The organism is Mycolicibacterium sp. XJ1819, assembly GCF_053483675.1.
In genome coordinates, this window is record NZ_JBEFST010000010.1 from 1 (window position 1) to 15,760 (window position 15,760).

A 15,760-nucleotide genomic window follows, 5' to 3' on the forward strand; every position below is an offset into this window, starting at 1 on the left:
CACCGCAAGAAGCGGTGAACTCACCCTGACACTGACACCACGCTAGTGCGGCGCGACGCGCTCGCCTGCGCTGACCGCCTCGCTGCGGGCCAGCGCCGCGGTGGCGAGCACCATCACCGCGACCGCGATCACCAGCGACAGCCAGCCGGCGTCGCCGGGCCGAAGCGACTCGCCGAGCACCACGATGCCCAGCACCGAGGCGACCATCGGTTCGGCGATGGTCATCGTCGGCAGCGACGCGGTCATGGAGCCGGCTCGAAACGACGCCTGCTGAAACGCCGTGCCCGCGATCGCGACCAGCGCCCACGCGTACAGCTCCGGGGCGCTCAACAGGCCCGACACGCCCGCCCAGCTGGTGACGTCGATGCGGTCGACGACACCCTTGGTGAGCACCGCGAACACGCCCCACAGCGCACCGGACACCAACCCCAACAGCACCGCGCGGATCGGGCCCGACCAGATCCGCGCGCCCACCAGGCAGCCCAGCAGCAGCGGTCCGAGCACCGCCGCCACCGCCGTCCAGGCCTCGACGGCGGCGCGCGAATGGCCCGCGGTGGGGTTGCCGACGGTGACGACGACCGCGACGGACGAGGCCAGCAGCGCCGCCCACATCCATTGGCCCCGGGTCAGCCTGCGGTGTGACAGTCGCGCGTTGATCGGCAGCGCGAACAGCAACGAGGTGACCAGCAGCGCCTGCACCAGCAGCACCGAGCCCAGCCCCAGCGCGGCGGCCTGGAGGCCGAATCCGGCGGCGCCGACCAGGCTGCCCAGCCACCACCGGCCGTCGCGAAGAAGGCGGGCGAACAGCGCGAGGTGGCCGATGTGCTCCTCGCTGACCTCGTGGGCCTGGCGTTGGTGAACGACGTCACCGACGGCGATGAAAAGCGCCGCGCCGATGGCGAGCAGAGCCGCGATATCCGTCGCGCCACCGCCGCCGACCATCGCTCTCCTTCCCCGTCGTCGCCACAGCGTAGGCGGGTCATCGCGAAAGCCGCGCGCATGCACAGCGGCGACCTGTTTCAATAGCGGTCGGAAGCGATCAGGCGCCGCGTCGCGCGGCAGGTGCGCGGACCACCGCGCGGAGCATACGAGGAACGGATATGACGACAAGCCAGCCAGGAGGGCCCACCTCCCCGAAGCCCGCTCCCCGGCCGGGGCCGCCGCGCCCCACGCCACGGCCGGGCCGACCGGTGCCCCCGGTGGCGGTGGCGCCCTCCAGCGATCCGCGCAAGTTCGGCCGCGTCGACCCGGACGGCACGGTGTGGCTGATCACCGGCTCCGGCGAACGCACCATCGGGTCCTGGCAGGCGGGTGACCCCGACGCCGCGTTCGAGCACTTCGGCCGTCGTTTCGACGATCTGCAGACCGAGGTCGCGCTGATGGAGAGCCGCCTGGAATCCGGCACAGGCGATGCCCGCAAGATCAAGTCGGCGGCGGCAGCGCTGGTCGAAAACCTGCCGACCGCCCACGTACTCGGAGATGTCGACGCGCTGGCGGCCAGGTTGGCCACCGTCATCGAGCAGGCCGAGCAGGCCGCCCAGGCCGACAAGGCCAAGCGCGAGGAGTACCGAGCGGCCCAGACCGCACGCAAGGAGGCGCTCGCCGCCGAGGCCGAGGACCTGGCCGCCAACGCCACCCAGTGGAAGGCCGCAGGCGATCGGCTGCGCGCCATCCTCGACGAGTGGCGCACCATCACCGGGCTGGACCGCAAGACCGACGACGCGCTGTGGAAGCGCTACTCCGCGGCGCGTGAGGCGTTCAACCGCAGGCGGGGCGCGCATTTCGCCGAACTCGACCGCGAGCGCGCCGCCGCCCGCCAGGCCAAGGAAGCGTTGTGCGAACGCGCCGAGGAGCTGGCCGACTCGACCGATTGGGGTCCGACCAGCGCGGCGTTCCGGGGCCTGCTGGACGAGTGGAAGGCGGCGGGACGGGCCGCCAAGGATGTCGACGACGCGCTGTGGCACCGGTTCAAGGCGGCCCAGGACCAGTTCTTCGGCGCGCGCAACGCGGTGACCGCCGAACGCGACTCGGAGTTGCGCGCCAACGCCGAGGCCAAGCAGGCGCTGCTGGCCGAGGCGGAGAAGATCGACACCTCGGATCTGGACGCGGCGCGGGCCGCGCTGCGGGTGATCGGCGAGAAGTGGGACGCGATCGGCAAGGTGCCCCGCGAGCGGTCCGCCGAGTTGGAGCGGCGGCTGCGCGCGGTGGAAAAGAAGGTCCGCGACGCGCCGACCGGCGGGGTGGATCCGGAGGCGCAGGCGCGTGCCGACCAGTTCCGGGTCCGCGCAGAGCAATTCGAGCGGCAGGCCGAGAAGGCCGCGGCGGCGGGCCGCGACAAGGATGCCGCCGAGGCGCGAGCCAACGCCGAGCAGTGGCGGCAGTGGGCCGAAGCGGCGGCCGAGGCGCTCGGCAAGGGCCGCTGAAGCCGGGTCAGCCGGTGCGCGAACCGATCGTCACCGTCGTCTGCTGACGGTCACTGCCGCGCACGTAGACCACCGGCTGCTGCGATCCGACCGAGGTCTTGCGCAATGCGGCGAGCAGATCCTCGACGTTGTCGACCGGCTGTCCGGCGAACTCGACGATGACGTCGCCGGTTCTCAGGCCGGCCGCGGCCGCGGGCGCACCGCGGTCGATGCCCGTCACCAGCGCTCCGTGGTCGACCTGCACGCCGAGCGTGCGTTGGATCGCCGGGGTGATCTGTCCGATGGAGATACCGAGGAACGGATGGGTCGCGACGCCGTCGGCGAGCAACTGCTCGGCGATGTCGAGCACCGTGGCGGTCGGGATCGCGAAGCCCAGTGACACGGCCCCGACATCCGGCGGAATGTAGGCCTCGTTGATGCCGACCACCCGGCCCTCGGCGTCCAGAAGCGCGCCGCCGGAGTTGCCCGGCGAGATCGCGGCGTCGGTCTGGATCAGGTCGACCAACGACTGTGTCTGGGCGGCCGAGCCGGGAATGTCGCGGTGCAGTCCGGAGATCACGCCCGCGGTGACGGAGTTCTGGAACCCCAGTGGGCTGCCGATGGCCACGGCGGGCTCACCCGGCCGCGGCAGTTCGGTGCGAAACTCGGGCACCGGCAGATTCTTGCGTTCGGTGCGCACCACCGCCAGGTCGGTGACCGCGTCGGTGCCGACGACCTGCCCCCTGGAACTCTCGCCGTCGGCGAAAAGCACTGTCACGGTGCGGGAGTTGCCGACGACGTGGGCGTTGGTCACCACCACGTCGGGGCGCAGCACCACACCGCTGCCGACGCCACCGTCGCGCTGCACGGTCACCACGCTGGGACCGACGCGTTCCACCACGTCGGCGAAACCGGCGACGGTCGGTGCCTGTGCGGGGCCCGGGTCGGGTGCTGCGGTGGTCGAAGGCGCGGGCGGGGCGGCCGGTGGAGCGTCGCGCGGCTCGGTGGGCGCGCCGCAGCCCGCGGTCGCCACGAGCATCGCGACCATCCCGGCGATCAGGATCTGCTTCACGGGAGGAAACGTACCCGGCCGTGGTGCAAAGCACCGACGACTAGACACTCGGTGGGTCTTCGCGGTTGTCGTCGAGTCCGTCCAGCAGGCCCTTGCCCTGTTGTTCGGCGGCCCGGCGGCGGCGTTCCTCCTCGGCGGCCAGTTGCAGCGCAGTGCGCGCCCATACCGCCCGCGACCAGTGGTAGGTCACCACGATCACCGCGATCCAGGCCAGCACCAGCCCGATACCCGGGCCGGGATACTGTTCGGCGGCGGTCTGACGTGACCACACCGCCAGCAGGCCCACCAGGGACGCCAGCGACGATCCGGCCAGCGCCACCCATGCCAGCGCCCAACGGCGGGTGATCAACGCCAGCATCGAGAACCCGACGGCGAACACCAGCACAAGCCAGGTGAACACCCGGGACGGCAGCGCGATCCCGGCGTCGATCGCGGTTTGGTTGCCGATCAGCACGTCCAGTCCCCTGGCCCCGCCGGTGTGCGGCAGCACGAACGTGACCAGCAGCACGAACACACCGATCGCGATCACCAACGCCCGTGCGCCGGGATCGATCTCGCCGGCCACGCGGCGTTCGGCGGCTTCGATGTCGCCCTTGAACTCGTCGAAGTTGCTGTCGTCGGGCGTGCTCACCGGTCACACCCCACCGAGATCGTGGCGGCCTGCGGCGCGCCGACCCCCGGCATTCCGAGGCCGACGCCGGTGCGCGGCCGCTGACCGGCGGCATGCGCGTCGCCGGCGTGGGTCCGCCGATGGCTGCGCAGGGCCGCGTCGGCGATCAGATGATGGGGTGCGGCGCCGGTGATCGTCGTCGTGACGACGTCGCCCGGGCGGATCTGCGCACCCGAGGGGTCGAAGTGCACCAACCGGCCGTCGCGGGCCCGCCCGGACATCCGCGCCGTCCGCGCGTCCTTGCGCCCCTCGCCGGTGGCGACCAGCACCTCGACTGGGTGCCCCACCTGCGCGCGATTCTCCTCCAGCGAGATCCGTTCCTGCAGCGTGACCAGACGTTGATAGCGTTCGGCCACAACGTCTTTGGGGACCTGATCGGCCAACTCCGCGGCGGGTGTTCCCGGCCGTTTCGAGTACTGGAAGGTGAATGCGCCCGCGAACCGCGCCCGCTCGACCACCTCGAGGGTGGCCGCGAAGTCCTGCTCGGTCTCGCCGGGGAACCCGACGATGATGTCGGTGGTGATCGCGGCGTGCGGGATCGCCTCGCGCACGCGGTCGATGATCCCGAGGTAGCGTTCGGCGCGGTAGGAACGCCGCATCGCCCGCAGCATCCGGTCGGAACCCGACTGCAACGGCATGTGCAGGGTCGGGCAGACATTTGGGGTTTCGGCCATCGCCTCGATCACGTCGTCGGTGAACTCGGCGGGATGCGGCGAGGTGAAGCGCACGCGTTCCAGCCCGTCGATGCGCCCACACGCGCGCAGCAGTTTGGCGAACGCGCCCCGGTCGCGGGGTTGGTCGGCGTCGGCGAACGAGACGCCGTACGCGTTGACATTCTGGCCGAGCAGCGTCACCTCGAGCACTCCTTGGTCGACGAGGGCGCGCACCTCGGCCAGCACATCGTCGGGGTTGCGGTCGATCTCCTTGCCGCGCAGCGCCGGCACGATGCAGAACGTGCAGGTGTTGTTGCACCCGACGCTGATCGACACCCATGCGGCATAAGCCGATTCGCGGGCCGCAGGCAGCGAGGACGGAAACTGCTCCAGCGCCTCGACGATCTCGACCTGGGCCCGGCGGTTGTGACGGGCACGATCCAGCAGGGTGGGCAGCGACCCGATGTTGTGGGTACCGAAGACGACGTCCACCCACGGCGCCTTCTCCAGCACGCTGTCGCGGTCCTTTTGGGCCAGGCAGCCACCGACGGCGATCTGCATGTCGGGGTCGGCCTGCTTGCGCGGAACCAGATGGCTGAGGTTGCCGTAGAGCTTGTTGTCGGCGTTCTCACGCACCGCACAGGTGTTGAACACCACCACGTCGGCGTCGGTGCCTTCGGCCGCCCTGCGGTATCCGGCGGCTTCCAACAACCCGGCGAGTCGTTCGGAGTCGTGCACGTTCATCTGGCACCCGTAGGTGCGGACCTGATAGGTGCGCGCCGACGCGCGGGCGGCGGCAGAAACCGCCGTCGCCTCGCGCGTTGCCGTCGATGTCACGGGCCCAATGGTACGGACCCGCCGTTGTCGCGATCCGCGCGGATTGACGACTTCCGGGCATGCTGGGCTTTCGCTCGGTAAGGTCTGCACCCATGGAGACCACCGGGTCGGACGTAAAGGCTGTCGATCCGACTCCGTCAGACGTGCCGATGATCTCGATGCAGGGGGTCAACAAGCACTTCGGCGACCTGCATGTGCTCAAGGACATCGACCTGACGGTGCTCCGCGGGCAGGTGATCGTGGTGTTGGGGCCGTCGGGATCGGGTAAGTCGACGTTGTGCCGCACCATAAATCGGCTCGAGACCATCGACTCGGGCACGATCGCGATCGACGGCGAGGTGCTGCCCGCCGAGGGCCGCAAGCTGGCGCAGTTGCGTTCCGACGTCGGCATGGTGTTCCAGTCGTTCAACCTGTTCGCGCACAAGACGATCCTGGACAACGTCACGCTGGCGCCGATGCGGGTGCGTAAGCGGTCCAAGGCCGAAGCCCGCGAGAAGGCCATGGCGCTGCTCGAACGTGTCGGCGTGGCCAACCAGGCCGACAAGTATCCGGCGCAGTTGTCCGGTGGTCAGCAGCAACGGGTGGCGATCGCGCGGTCGCTGGCGATGAACCCCAAGGTGATGCTGTTCGACGAGCCGACCAGCGCGTTGGACCCGGAGATGATCAGCGAGGTGCTCAACGTGATGACCGCGCTGGCCAAGGACGGGATGACGATGCTCGTGGTGACCCACGAGATGGGGTTCGCCCGTGGCGCAGCCGACCAGGTGGTCTTCATGGCCGACGGCGCGATCGTCGAGTGCGCCCCGCCGAGCGAGTTCTTCACCAATCCACAGAGCGAGCGCGCCAAGGACTTCCTCGGCAAGATCCTCAAGCACTAGTCGAAAGGAACCGACATGCTTTCAGTTTCGAAGCGCGTCATGGGGGCGGTCGCGCTCGCCGTCGCGCTGCCGCTGGCGGCCACCGCGTGCGGTGGCGGCGGCGGGGACGGTGACACGATCGTCATCGGCACCAAATACGACCAACCGGGCCTGGGCCTGAAGAACCCCGACGGCACCATGAGCGGCTTCGACGTCGACGTCGCGAGGTATGTGGCCGAGCAACTGGGATACCCCGAGGACAAGATCGAGTGGAAGGAAGCGCCGTCGGGGCAGCGCGAGACGCTGATCCAAAACGATCAGGTCAAATACATCGTCGCCACCTATTCGATCACCGACTCCCGCAAGGAGAAGGTCGACTTCGCCGGACCGTACCTGGTCACCGGGCAGAGCCTGCTGGTGCGCGAGGACAACACCGACATCACCGGCGAGGCGTCGCTGGAGAACAACAAGAAGCTGTGCTCGGTGACGGGTTCGACTCCGGCGCAACGGATCAAGGACAAGTTCCCCGGCGTGCAGCTCCAGCAGTACGACACCTACTCCGCGTGCGTCGAGGCGCTGAAGAACGGCGCCATCGACGCCGTGACCACCGACGAGGTCATCCTGGCCGGGTATGCCGCCCAGACCCCGGGCGTGTTCAAGCTGGTCGGCGGGACCTTCTCCGAAGAGCGCTACGGCGTCGGGCTGAAGAAGGGCGACACCGAACTGCAGACCCAGATCAACGACGCGATCGTGAAAATGGAACAGTCGGGCGCCTGGAAAGAGGCGTGGGAGCGCAACCTCGGCCCGGCCGGGATTCCGGCCCCGCAGCCGCCCCAGGTCGACCAGTCCTGATCCCGTCCTGACAGAGACCGATTCCGGCAGTGGAGATCTTCACCAAGTACCAGGGCCAGATCTTCGAGGCATTCTGGACGACGATCCAGCTCACGGTCTTCGCCGGTGTCGGGGCGCTGGTCCTCGGCACGGTGCTGGCCGCGATGCGGCTGGCGCCGGTGCCGATGCTCAACTGGGTCGGGACCACCTATGTCAACGTAGTCCGCAACACCCCGCTGACGTTGATCATCCTGTTCTGTTCCTTCGGGATATCGCAGACGCTGGGCATCACGCTGGTGGATGCGCAGTCGTTGACGTCGATCGCGGACAGCAACTTTCGGCTCGCGGTGCTCGGATTGACCGTCTACACCGCCTCGTTCGTGTGTGAGACCGTACGCTCCGGGGTCAACACGGTGCCGTTGGGACAGGCCGAGGCCGCCAGGTCGCTGGGGCTGACCTTCTCGCAGAACCTGCGAATCATCCTGTTGCCGCAAGCATTTCGCGCGGTGATCATTCCGCTCGGTTCGGTGATGATCGCACTCACCAAGAACACCACGATCGCGGCGGCGATCGGTGTCGCCGAGGCCGCGCTGCTGATGAAGGAGATGATCGAGAACGAGGCGGCGCTACTGGTGATCGGCACGATCTTCGCGGTCGGCTTCGTCATCCTGACACTGCCGTTGGGACTGCTGTTCGGGTGGCTGGGCAAGCGATTGGCGGTTGCGCGATGAGCGGGTCGGTACTGTTCGACGCACCCGGGCCGCGGGCGCGGATACGCAACCGTCTGGTCACCGCGGTCACCGTGGTGGTGATGCTGCTGGTGCTGTGGGTCGTCTATTCACGGCTGGACGCCAAAGGGCAGTTCACCTCCGAGAAGTGGCAGCCGTTCCTGACGCCGAACCTGTGGAAGACCTACCTGCTTCCCGGTATCCGGGGCACGCTGACCGCCGCGGCGATGTCGATCGTGCTCGCCGGGGTGCTGGGCCTGGTACTGGGGGTGGGCCGGATGTCCCGCGTCCGGCCGGTGCGGTGGGTGTGCTCGGTCATCGTGGAGTTCTTCCGCGCCGTGCCGGTGCTGATCATGATGATCTTCGCCTACTTCCTGTACGCGCAGGAGGACGTGTTCCCGTCCAAACACCTGGCGCTGGCCGCGGTGGTGACGGGGCTGACGCTCTACAACGGCGCGGTGATCGCCGAGATCGTCCGGGCCGGGGTGCACGCCCTGCCGCGCGGCCAGACCGAGGCGGCCTGGGCGCTGGGCCTGACCTGGGGCCAGACGATGCGGTCGATCCTGCTTCCCCAGGCGATCGCCTCGATGCTGCCGGTGCTGATCTCTCAGCTGGTCGTGGTGCTCAAGGACTCCTCGATCGGGTTCGTGATCACCTACGTCGAGGTGGTGCGCCAGGGCACCGTGGTGGGCTCGGCCTACGGCAACTACATTCCGGCGTTGATCGTGGTGGCGGTGCTGATGATCGCGATCAACTTCACCCTGTCGGTGTTCGCCACCTGGGTGGAGGGACGCATGCGGCGTTCGGGGCGGGGCCCGACGCCGATGGAGGCCGAGGCCATCGAGCAGGAGGGGGCACCCGGCGCGAAGGTGGTGTGAGCGCGCAGGCGCCGGCCGGCCTCTTCTCAGACGAGGGCGGCGCAGCGCCGCAGGAGCTCATCGCCGGGCGGCTGGTAGAAGGACAGCACCACGTGCTCGCAGCCGAGAGCGCGGTATTCGGCGATGGCCTCGACTTGGGCGTCGATCTGGTCGGGCTGGGTGGGGTGCAGAAACAGCTGAGCCGAGCGTCGGATCGTGGCGGGATCTCGGCCCAGTTCGGCGCACGCCTGCTCGAGTCGAGCGTTCGCCGTCGCCCATTCCTGCGGGTCGGTGGACGGCATGTTCCATTCGTCGGCATGGCGGGCCGCCACCCGCAGCATCTTGGGCTGGGCCGCCCCGACCACGATGGGTGGGTGCGGCCTCTGCACGGGTTTGGGGTCGCAGCGCGCCGCGTCCAGGGTGTAATAGCGCCCGGCGTGGGTGACCTCGTCCTCGACCCACAGCCGGCGGATGACGGTCAGCGCCTCGTCGACCATGGCGACCCGCTCCCCCGCGCCGGGAAACGCGATGCCGTAGCCGCGATGCTCGGCCGCATGCCAACCCGCGCCGATGCCGAAGTCCATCCGCCCGCCGCAGATGTGGTCGACGGTCACCGCCATCTTCGCCAACACCGCCGGGTTGCGGTACGTCACGCCGCTGACCAGACAGCCCACCCGCGCCCGGCGCACCACGACGGCCATCGCCGCCAGCGATGTCCACCCCTCCAGCGTCGGCGTGGTCGGGTCGACGAGGCCGTAGAAGTGGTCGTAATTCCACACCGCCGGAAAGCCGATTTCGTCCGCGGTGCGCCAAAACCGCTCCATGGTGGCGTAGTCGAACGTCGGCGCGAGTTTCACAGACAACCGCATGCAAAATGCTTACGCTGTCGCGGTTTTCATCGCAACTAGACGCGGCGCCGTTCGCGCTCGGCGGCCAACTCGACGGAGACGACGTCGAATGCCATCGTCTGGTGGTAGCCGCGGCGGGCCAGCATCCCGACCAGTCTGCGCACCACCTTGACCTCGTCGTCGCCGTCCAGTCTCTCGCGCCGGAGCTTGGCGCGGACCAGTTGCTCGGCGCGCTCCCGCTCGGCAGCCGCGTCGATGCCGGCCAGCGCCTCGGCGATCACCTCGTCGTCGACGCCCTTCTTGCGCAACTCGGCGGCCAGCGCGCGCTTACCCTTGCCGGCGTTGACGCGCCGCGAGCGGACCCACTGCTCAGCGAAGTCAGCGTCGTCGACCAAGCCGACCTGCGTCAGCCGGTCGAGCACCCGGGCGGTGACATCCTCGGGATAACCCCGCTTGCTCAGCTGTTCCTCGAGTTCGGCGCGGGTGCGTGCCCTCGCGGTGAGCAGGCGCAGACACAGTGACTTCGCCTGCTCCTCGCGGGGCGCCTCAGAAGTCGACGGGGGCGGGAAGGACTTCGCCATCAGCCACATCCGCGGTCACGACGGCACCGATGCCGAGCTTTTCCTTGATCTTCTTCTCGATCTCGTTGGTCACATCGGCGTTCTCCAGCAGGAACGTGCGGGCGTTCTCCTTACCCTGGCCGAGTTGCTCGCCCTCGTAGGTGAACCAGGACCCGGACTTGCGGATGAAGCCGTGTTCGACACCCATGTCGATCAACGAACCTTCCCTGCTGATGCCCTTGCCGTAGAGGATGTCGAACTCCGCTTGTTTGAACGGCGGGGCGACCTTGTTCTTGACCACCTTGGCCCTGGTGCGGTTGCCGACCGCGTCGGTTCCGTCCTTGAGCGTCTCGATCCGCCGCACGTCGATACGCACCGAGGCGTAGAACTTCAAAGCCTTTCCGCCCGTGGTGGTCTCGGGCGAGCCGAACATCACGCCGATCTTCTCCCGCAGCTGGTTGATGAAGATCGCGGTGGTGCCGGAATTGCTCAGCGCGCCGGTGATCTTGCGCAGCGCCTGGCTCATCAGCCGGGCCTGCAGGCCGACGTGGCTGTCGCCCATCTCGCCTTCGATCTCGGCGCGCGGCACCAGCGCGGCCACCGAGTCGATCACCAGGATGTCGACCGCGCCGGAGCGGATCAGCATGTCGGCGATCTCCAGCGCCTGCTCACCGGTGTCGGGCTGGCTCACCAACAGCGAGTCGGTGTCCACGCCGAGCTTCTTGGCGTAGTCGGGATCCAGCGCGTGCTCGGCGTCGATGAACGCCGCGATGCCGCCCGCGGCCTGGGCGTTGGCCACCGCGTGCAGTGCGACGGTGGTCTTACCCGAGGACTCCGGGCCGTAGATCTCGATGATCCGGCCGCGCGGCAGCCCGCCGATGCCGAGCGCGACATCCAGCGCGATCGAACCGGTGGGAATGACCGAGATCGGCTGACGCGTCTCCTCGCCGAGGCGCATCACCGCACCCTTGCCGTGGCTCTTCTCAATCTGCGCGAGCGCCAGTTCGAGGGCTTTCTCGCGATCGGGGGCCTGCTGGGCCATCTTGGTCTCCGTCCTCTGGTGTTCGGTGATCGTTTTCGATCGGTTGGCCGTGACGCTAGAGGCCGCCACCGACAAGTCAGCTTGACCAGCAGCTAGCCGTCGAACACTGCCCACAGTAGACGAACACCTGTTCGACTCAAGCGTGACACGCCGTGCGCGTCGCCCGTTGGCGATATCGTGGCGGTATCCCGGCGGAACGGGGACCCGCGTGCACGAGATGGCGATTACCCAGAGCGTGGTCGATGCGGTGTGTGAGCACGCCGCCGGCCGCCGGGTGCACAGCGTCCGGGTCGAGGTGGGCACCCTGTGCGCGGTGGTTCCTGACGCCATGCGGTTCTGCTTCGAGTTGGCCACCGAGGGCACCGTCGCCGACGGCGCGCGTCTGGATCTTGCCGTCCAACCCGCCACCGCGCACTGCCGGTCCTGCGGCACGGCCTTCGCGCTACCCGATCCGATCCTGCTGTGCCCATGCGGAAGCGCCGACGTCGAAGTGCTGTCCGGGCGCGAGCTGAAGATCCTCTCGATGGAGGTGGACTGACATGTGCGCAACGTGCGGATGCGGTGAGGACGGCGCGGTGGTGACGGTGGCCGGTGGGGAGCACCACCACCCCCACGAACATCCCCACCTCACGACCATCCCCACCCTCACCACCACACCCAGACGGTCACGCTCGAGCAGAAGGTACTGGCCAAAAACGACTCGATCGCCGAACAGAATCGTCGATGGCTGGCCGACCGGCGCGTCCTCACGCTCAACCTCACCAGCTCGCCGGGGGCGGGCAAGACCACGCTGCTGGAACGGACCATCCGGGAACTCGGGGGCACCCGTCCGGTCGCGGTCGTCGAGGGCGACCAGGAGACGCTGCTGGACGCCGAGCGGATCCGGGCGGCGGGCGCCCACGCCGTCCAGGTCAACACCGGCGCCGGCTGTCACCTCGACTCCGAGATGGTCCGGCGCGCGCTGGATGTCCTGACGCCCGAACCGGATTCGTTGCTGTTCATCGAGAACGTCGGCAACCTGGTGTGCCCGGCGCTGTTCGATCTCGGCGAGCACACCAAGGTCGTGGTGATCTCGGTGACCGAGGGCGCCGACAAACCGCTGAAGTATCCGCACATGTTCGCCGCGGCCGGTCTGGTACTCGTCAACAAACTCGATCTCGCGCCCCATGTCGACTTCGACCTCGACGCGTGTGCGCGATTCGCGCGGTCCGTCAACCCGCGCGTGGAGATCCTGCCGATGTCGGCCAAGACCGGTGACGGTGTGCAGGCATGGTACGACTGGATCAATCGGCGGGCAGCCGAACTGTCAAACAGCGGTTAATCAGCGGATTCGCCGACAAGACCGTTGACAAGACATTGCCGCGGGAGTAAACCCAGAAACTAGCGCTGGAGAAGCGGGCGCAGATGGTTGAGTCTCAACCGGGGGTCGCCAGCCCCGACCCCGGAAAGCTGTGACACATGCCGACGGAGGCCGCAGTCAAAGCAGAAGAGACGTTGATCCACGTTCTGTGGATCAATGCCGGTTTAAGTTGTGACGGTGATTCTGTGGCGCTGACTGCCGCCACACAGCCCAGCATCGAGGAGATCGCGCTCGGCGCGCTTCCCGGTCTACCCAAGATCGCCGTCCATTGGCCCCTGATCGATTTCGAGTGCGGACCGAACGGGGGCGCCGACGACTTCCTGGAGTGGTTCTTCAAGGCCGATCGCGGGGAGTTGGAGCCGTTCGTGCTGGTTGTGGAGGGTTCGATTCCCAACGAGCAGATCAAGAACGAGGGGTACTGGTGCGGTTTCGGCAACGATCCCGCCACCGGTCAGCCGATGACCACCAGTGAATGGCTCGACCGGTTGACCCCCAAGGCCACCGCGGTGGTCGCCGTCGGCACCTGCGCCACCTACGGCGGAATCCACGCCATGGCAGGCAATCCCACCGGCGCCATGGGCGTGCCCGACTATCTCGGGTGGGACTGGAAGAGCAAGGCGGGCATCCCGATCGTCTGCGTGCCCGGTTGCCCGATACATCCGGACAACCTCGCCGAGACCCTCACCTACCTGCTCTACATGGCGACCGAGCAGGCGCCGATGATTCCGCTCGACGATGCGCTTCGCCCGAAGTGGCTGTTCGGTCAGTCCGTACACGAGGGGTGTGACCGGGCCGGCTACTACGAGCAGGGCGATTTCGCGACCGAATACGGATCGCCGAAATGCATTGTGAAACTGGGCTGTTGGGGTCCGGTGGTGAAGTGCAATGTGCCGAAACGAGGCTGGATCAACGGCGTCGGCGGCTGCCCGAACGTCGGCGGGATCTGCATCGGCTGCACCATGCCGGGCTTCCCGGACAAGTTCATGCCGTTCATGGACGAACCCCCCGGCGCACTGGTCTCCTCGACCGTGTCCGGACTGTACGGCTCGGTGATCCGCGGTCTGCGAAACGTCACCGGCCGCACCGTCGACAAGGAGCCGCGCTGGCGGCATCCGGGCACCAAACTCGAAACCGGAGCCACCCGCACCTGGTAGGGGCGGGCGGTTCCCTACGCCCGGCGATCGTCGACCAAGCCTCGTATCGCCCAGTGGCGCAGTGCATCAACCCCAGAGAGAAGAAGATCGATGACAACCACCATCCCCGAGCCGTCCCACGTCAAGCGCGACCCCGGCCAACTCGTGGAAATGGCGTGGGATCCCATCACCCGCATCGTGGGCAGCCTCGGCATCTACACCAAGATCGACTTCGACAACCGCGAAGTCGTGCAGTGCCACAGCACGTCGTCGATCTTCCGCGGCTACTCGATCTTCATGAAGGGCAAGGACCCGCGCGACGCGCATTTCATCACCAGCCGCATCTGCGGCATCTGCGGTGACAACCACGCCACCTGCTCGTGCTACACGCAGAACATGGCCTACGGTGTGCGCCCACCGCATCTGGGTGAGTGGCTGATCAATCTCGGCGAGGCCGCGGAATACATGTTCGACCACAACATCTTCCAGGAGAACCTGGTCGGTGTGGACTACTGCGAGAAGATGGTCTCCGAGACCAACCCGAGCGTGCTGGCCAAGGCGGAGAACACCGAGGCCCCGCACGCCGACATGCACGGTTACCGCACCATCGCCGACATCATGCGCGCGCTCAACCCGTTCACCGGGGAGTTCTACCGGGAGGCGTTGCAGGTCAGCAGGTGGACCCGGGAGATGTTCTGCCTCATGGAGGGTCGGCACGTGCACCCCTCGACGCTGTATCCGGGCGGCATCGGGGTGACCGCCACCGTGCAGCTGATGACCGACTACATGACGCGGCTGATGCGCTACGTCGAGTTCATGAAGAAGGTCGTCCCGATGCACGACGACCTGTTCGACTTCTTCTACGAGGCGCTGCCCGGCTACGACCAGGTCGGGCTGCGCCGCACCCTGCTGGGCTGCTGGGGTTCGTTCCAGGACCCCGAGCATTGCAACTTCGCCTATCAGGACATGGCGGACTGGGGCCGCAAGATGTTCGTCACACCCGGTGTCGTCGTCGACGGCAAGCTGGTGACGACATCGCTGGTCGACATCAACCTCGGCATCCGGATCCTGTTGGGCCACAGCTACTACGACGACTGGACCGATCAGGAGATGTTCGTCAAGACCGATCCGCTGGGCAACCCGGTGGATCGGCGCCACCCGTGGAACCAGCACACCAACCCCAAGCCGCAGAAGCGCGACTTCGACGAGAACTACAGCTGGGTGATGTCGCCACGATGGTTCGACGGCAGCGACCATCTGGCGCTGGACACCGGCGGCGGTCCGCTGGCGCGGCTGTGGTCGACCGCGCTGGCCAATCTCGTCGACATCGGCTACGTCAAGTCGACCGGTCACAGCGTGCAGATCAATCTGCCCAAGACCGCGCTGAAGGGCCCGGTCGAACTCGAGTGGAAGATCCCGCAATACGGCAGCAACACCATCGAGCGCAACCGCGCCCGCACCTACTTCCAGGCCTACGCCGCGGCGTGCGCGCTGCACTTCGCCGAGAAGGCGCTCACCGAGATCCGGGCGGGCAACACCAAGACCTGGGAGCGCTTCGAGGTGCCCGACGAGGGCATCGGTTGCGGTTTCACCGAGGCGGTGCGCGGGGTGCTCAGCCACCACATGGTGATCCGCGACGGCAAGATCGCCAATTACCATCCGTATCCGCCCACGCCGTGGAACGCCAACCCGCGGGACAGCTACGGCACTCCGGGTCCGTATGAGGATGCGGTGCAGGGCCAGCCGATCTTCGAGGAGAACGGCCGCGAGGATTTCAAGGGCATCGACATCATGCGCACCGTGCGCAGCTTCGACCCGTGTCTGCCGTGCGGGGTGCACATGTACCTCGGCAAGGGCAAGTCGCTGGATCTGCTGCACTCACCGACCCAGTCGCTCACCGGGGAATAGCA

General features: G+C 67.7%; 15 protein-coding genes and 1 pseudogene. 9 read left to right on the top strand and 7 right to left on the bottom strand.

Going from position 1 to position 15,760, the window contains the following annotated elements; all coding sequences use genetic code 11:
- Window positions 1–42: 42 nt before the first annotated feature.
- Entirely contained in the window at window positions 43–942 is a 900-nt protein-coding gene (locus ABQE89_RS12250; protein WP_448416793.1) for a DMT family transporter, read from the bottom strand.
- A gap of 158 nt (window positions 943–1,100) precedes the next feature.
- Here ABQE89_RS12250 and ABQE89_RS12255 point away from each other — a divergent pair, with 158 nt between their 5' ends.
- Entirely contained in the window at window positions 1,101–2,423 is a 1,323-nt protein-coding gene (locus ABQE89_RS12255; RefSeq protein WP_448416795.1) for a DUF349 domain-containing protein, read from the top strand.
- A gap of 7 nt (window positions 2,424–2,430) precedes the next feature.
- On the opposite strand, the gene ABQE89_RS12260 is transcribed toward ABQE89_RS12255, so the two are convergent.
- The 3 genes from ABQE89_RS12260 to miaB all read right to left on the bottom strand — a co-directional run bounded on the left by ABQE89_RS12260 (window position 2,431) and on the right by miaB (window position 5,541).
- Window positions 2,431–3,450, bottom strand: coding sequence for a S1C family serine protease (locus ABQE89_RS12260; RefSeq protein ID WP_448417180.1), 1,020 nt, complete (start codon window positions 3,448–3,450; stop codon window positions 2,431–2,433).
- A gap of 64 nt (window positions 3,451–3,514) precedes the next feature.
- Window positions 3,515–4,105, bottom strand: coding sequence for an Rv2732c family membrane protein (locus ABQE89_RS12265; protein WP_448416797.1), 591 nt, complete (start codon window positions 4,103–4,105; stop codon window positions 3,515–3,517).
- Window positions 4,102–5,541 carry a tRNA (N6-isopentenyl adenosine(37)-C2)-methylthiotransferase MiaB gene (gene miaB, locus ABQE89_RS12270; RefSeq protein ID WP_448417182.1) on the bottom strand — a complete coding sequence of 480 codons (1,440 nt, stop codon included), beginning with the start codon at window positions 5,539–5,541 and terminating at the stop codon, window positions 4,102–4,104. The genes ABQE89_RS12265 and miaB overlap by 4 nt, the downstream gene beginning before the upstream one ends.
- A gap of 242 nt (window positions 5,542–5,783) precedes the next feature.
- Here miaB and ABQE89_RS12275 point away from each other — a divergent pair, with 242 nt between their 5' ends.
- The 4 genes from ABQE89_RS12275 to ABQE89_RS12290 are packed head-to-tail and all read left to right on the top strand — an operon-like array spanning window position 5,784 to window position 8,928.
- On the top strand, window positions 5,784–6,512 hold the full coding sequence (locus tag ABQE89_RS12275; RefSeq protein ID WP_448417184.1) for an amino acid ABC transporter ATP-binding protein: 729 nt from the start codon (window positions 5,784–5,786) through the stop codon (window positions 6,510–6,512).
- A gap of 15 nt (window positions 6,513–6,527) precedes the next feature.
- Window positions 6,528–7,343, top strand: coding sequence for a glutamate ABC transporter substrate-binding protein (locus ABQE89_RS12280; RefSeq protein WP_448416799.1), 816 nt, complete (start codon window positions 6,528–6,530; stop codon window positions 7,341–7,343).
- 29 nt (window positions 7,344–7,372) lie between these two features.
- Window positions 7,373–8,053, top strand: coding sequence for an amino acid ABC transporter permease (locus ABQE89_RS12285; protein ID WP_448416801.1), 681 nt, complete (start codon window positions 7,373–7,375; stop codon window positions 8,051–8,053).
- On the top strand, window positions 8,050–8,928 hold the full coding sequence (locus ABQE89_RS12290; RefSeq protein ID WP_448416802.1) for an amino acid ABC transporter permease: 879 nt from the start codon (window positions 8,050–8,052) through the stop codon (window positions 8,926–8,928). Before ABQE89_RS12285 ends, ABQE89_RS12290 begins: the two co-directional genes overlap by 4 nt.
- Before the next feature lie 26 nt (window positions 8,929–8,954).
- Here ABQE89_RS12290 and ABQE89_RS12295 read toward each other — a convergent pair whose 3' ends face one another.
- Genes ABQE89_RS12295 through recA form a run of 3 tightly spaced genes read right to left on the bottom strand, consistent with a single transcriptional unit; the run spans window position 8,955 to window position 11,357 of the window.
- Window positions 8,955–9,776 carry a TIGR03560 family F420-dependent LLM class oxidoreductase gene (locus tag ABQE89_RS12295; protein ID WP_448416804.1) on the bottom strand — a complete coding sequence of 274 codons (822 nt, stop codon included), beginning with the start codon at window positions 9,774–9,776 and terminating at the stop codon, window positions 8,955–8,957.
- A gap of 35 nt (window positions 9,777–9,811) precedes the next feature.
- A complete protein-coding gene (gene recX, locus ABQE89_RS12300) occupies window positions 9,812–10,336 on the bottom strand; it encodes a recombination regulator RecX (protein WP_448416806.1) in 525 nt (174 codons plus the stop codon).
- Window positions 10,302–11,357: a recombinase RecA gene (gene recA / locus ABQE89_RS12305; RefSeq protein WP_448416808.1), complete on the bottom strand. Its 1,056-nt coding sequence runs from the start codon at window positions 11,355–11,357 to the stop codon at window positions 10,302–10,304. Before recA ends, recX begins: the two co-directional genes overlap by 35 nt.
- Window positions 11,358–11,565: 208 nt before the next feature.
- On the opposite strand from recA, the gene ABQE89_RS12310 reads away from it, so the two are divergent.
- From ABQE89_RS12310 to ABQE89_RS12325, 4 genes and pseudogenes are all read left to right on the top strand, one after another.
- Window positions 11,566–11,895 carry a hydrogenase maturation nickel metallochaperone HypA/HybF gene (locus ABQE89_RS12310; protein WP_448417186.1) on the top strand — a complete coding sequence of 110 codons (330 nt, stop codon included), beginning with the start codon at window positions 11,566–11,568 and terminating at the stop codon, window positions 11,893–11,895.
- A 1-nt stretch (window position 11,896) separates the two neighbouring features.
- Window positions 11,897–12,678 (top strand): annotated as a pseudogene (hypB, locus tag ABQE89_RS12315) (hydrogenase nickel incorporation protein HypB).
- 137 nt (window positions 12,679–12,815) lie between these two features.
- Window positions 12,816–13,871 carry an NADH-quinone oxidoreductase subunit B family protein gene (locus ABQE89_RS12320; RefSeq protein WP_448416810.1) on the top strand — a complete coding sequence of 352 codons (1,056 nt, stop codon included), beginning with the start codon at window positions 12,816–12,818 and terminating at the stop codon, window positions 13,869–13,871.
- A 90-nt stretch (window positions 13,872–13,961) separates the two neighbouring features.
- Window positions 13,962–15,758, top strand: coding sequence for a nickel-dependent hydrogenase large subunit (locus ABQE89_RS12325; RefSeq protein WP_448416812.1), 1,797 nt, complete (start codon window positions 13,962–13,964; stop codon window positions 15,756–15,758).
- Window positions 15,759–15,760: the final 2 nt, after the last annotated feature.

Bases quoted from the DNA above. Each gene is read 5' to 3' on its own strand.
- ABQE89_RS12250 (WP_448416793.1), bottom strand. From the start codon at position 942: ATGGTCGGCGGCGGTGGCGCGACGGATATCGCGGCTCTGCTCGCCATC.
- ABQE89_RS12255 (WP_448416795.1), top strand. From the start codon at position 1,101: ATGACGACAAGCCAGCCAGGAGGGCCCACCTCCCCGAAGCCCGCTCCC.
- ABQE89_RS12260 (WP_448417180.1), bottom strand. From the start codon at position 3,450: ATGGTCGCGATGCTCGTGGCGACCGCGGGCTGCGGCGCGCCCACCGAG.
- miaB (WP_448417182.1), bottom strand. From the start codon at position 5,541: ATGAACGTGCACGACTCCGAACGACTCGCCGGGTTGTTGGAAGCCGCC.
- ABQE89_RS12275 (WP_448417184.1), top strand. From the start codon at position 5,784: ATGATCTCGATGCAGGGGGTCAACAAGCACTTCGGCGACCTGCATGTG.
- ABQE89_RS12280 (WP_448416799.1), top strand. From the start codon at position 6,528: ATGCTTTCAGTTTCGAAGCGCGTCATGGGGGCGGTCGCGCTCGCCGTC.
- ABQE89_RS12290 (WP_448416802.1), top strand. From the start codon at position 8,050: ATGAGCGGGTCGGTACTGTTCGACGCACCCGGGCCGCGGGCGCGGATA.
- ABQE89_RS12295 (WP_448416804.1), bottom strand. From the start codon at position 9,776: ATGCGGTTGTCTGTGAAACTCGCGCCGACGTTCGACTACGCCACCATG.
- recX (WP_448416806.1), bottom strand. From the start codon at position 10,336: ATGGCGAAGTCCTTCCCGCCCCCGTCGACTTCTGAGGCGCCCCGCGAG.
- recA (WP_448416808.1), bottom strand. From the start codon at position 11,357: ATGGCCCAGCAGGCCCCCGATCGCGAGAAAGCCCTCGAACTGGCGCTC.
- ABQE89_RS12320 (WP_448416810.1), top strand. From the start codon at position 12,816: ATGCCGACGGAGGCCGCAGTCAAAGCAGAAGAGACGTTGATCCACGTT.
- ABQE89_RS12325 (WP_448416812.1), top strand. From the start codon at position 13,962: ATGACAACCACCATCCCCGAGCCGTCCCACGTCAAGCGCGACCCCGGC.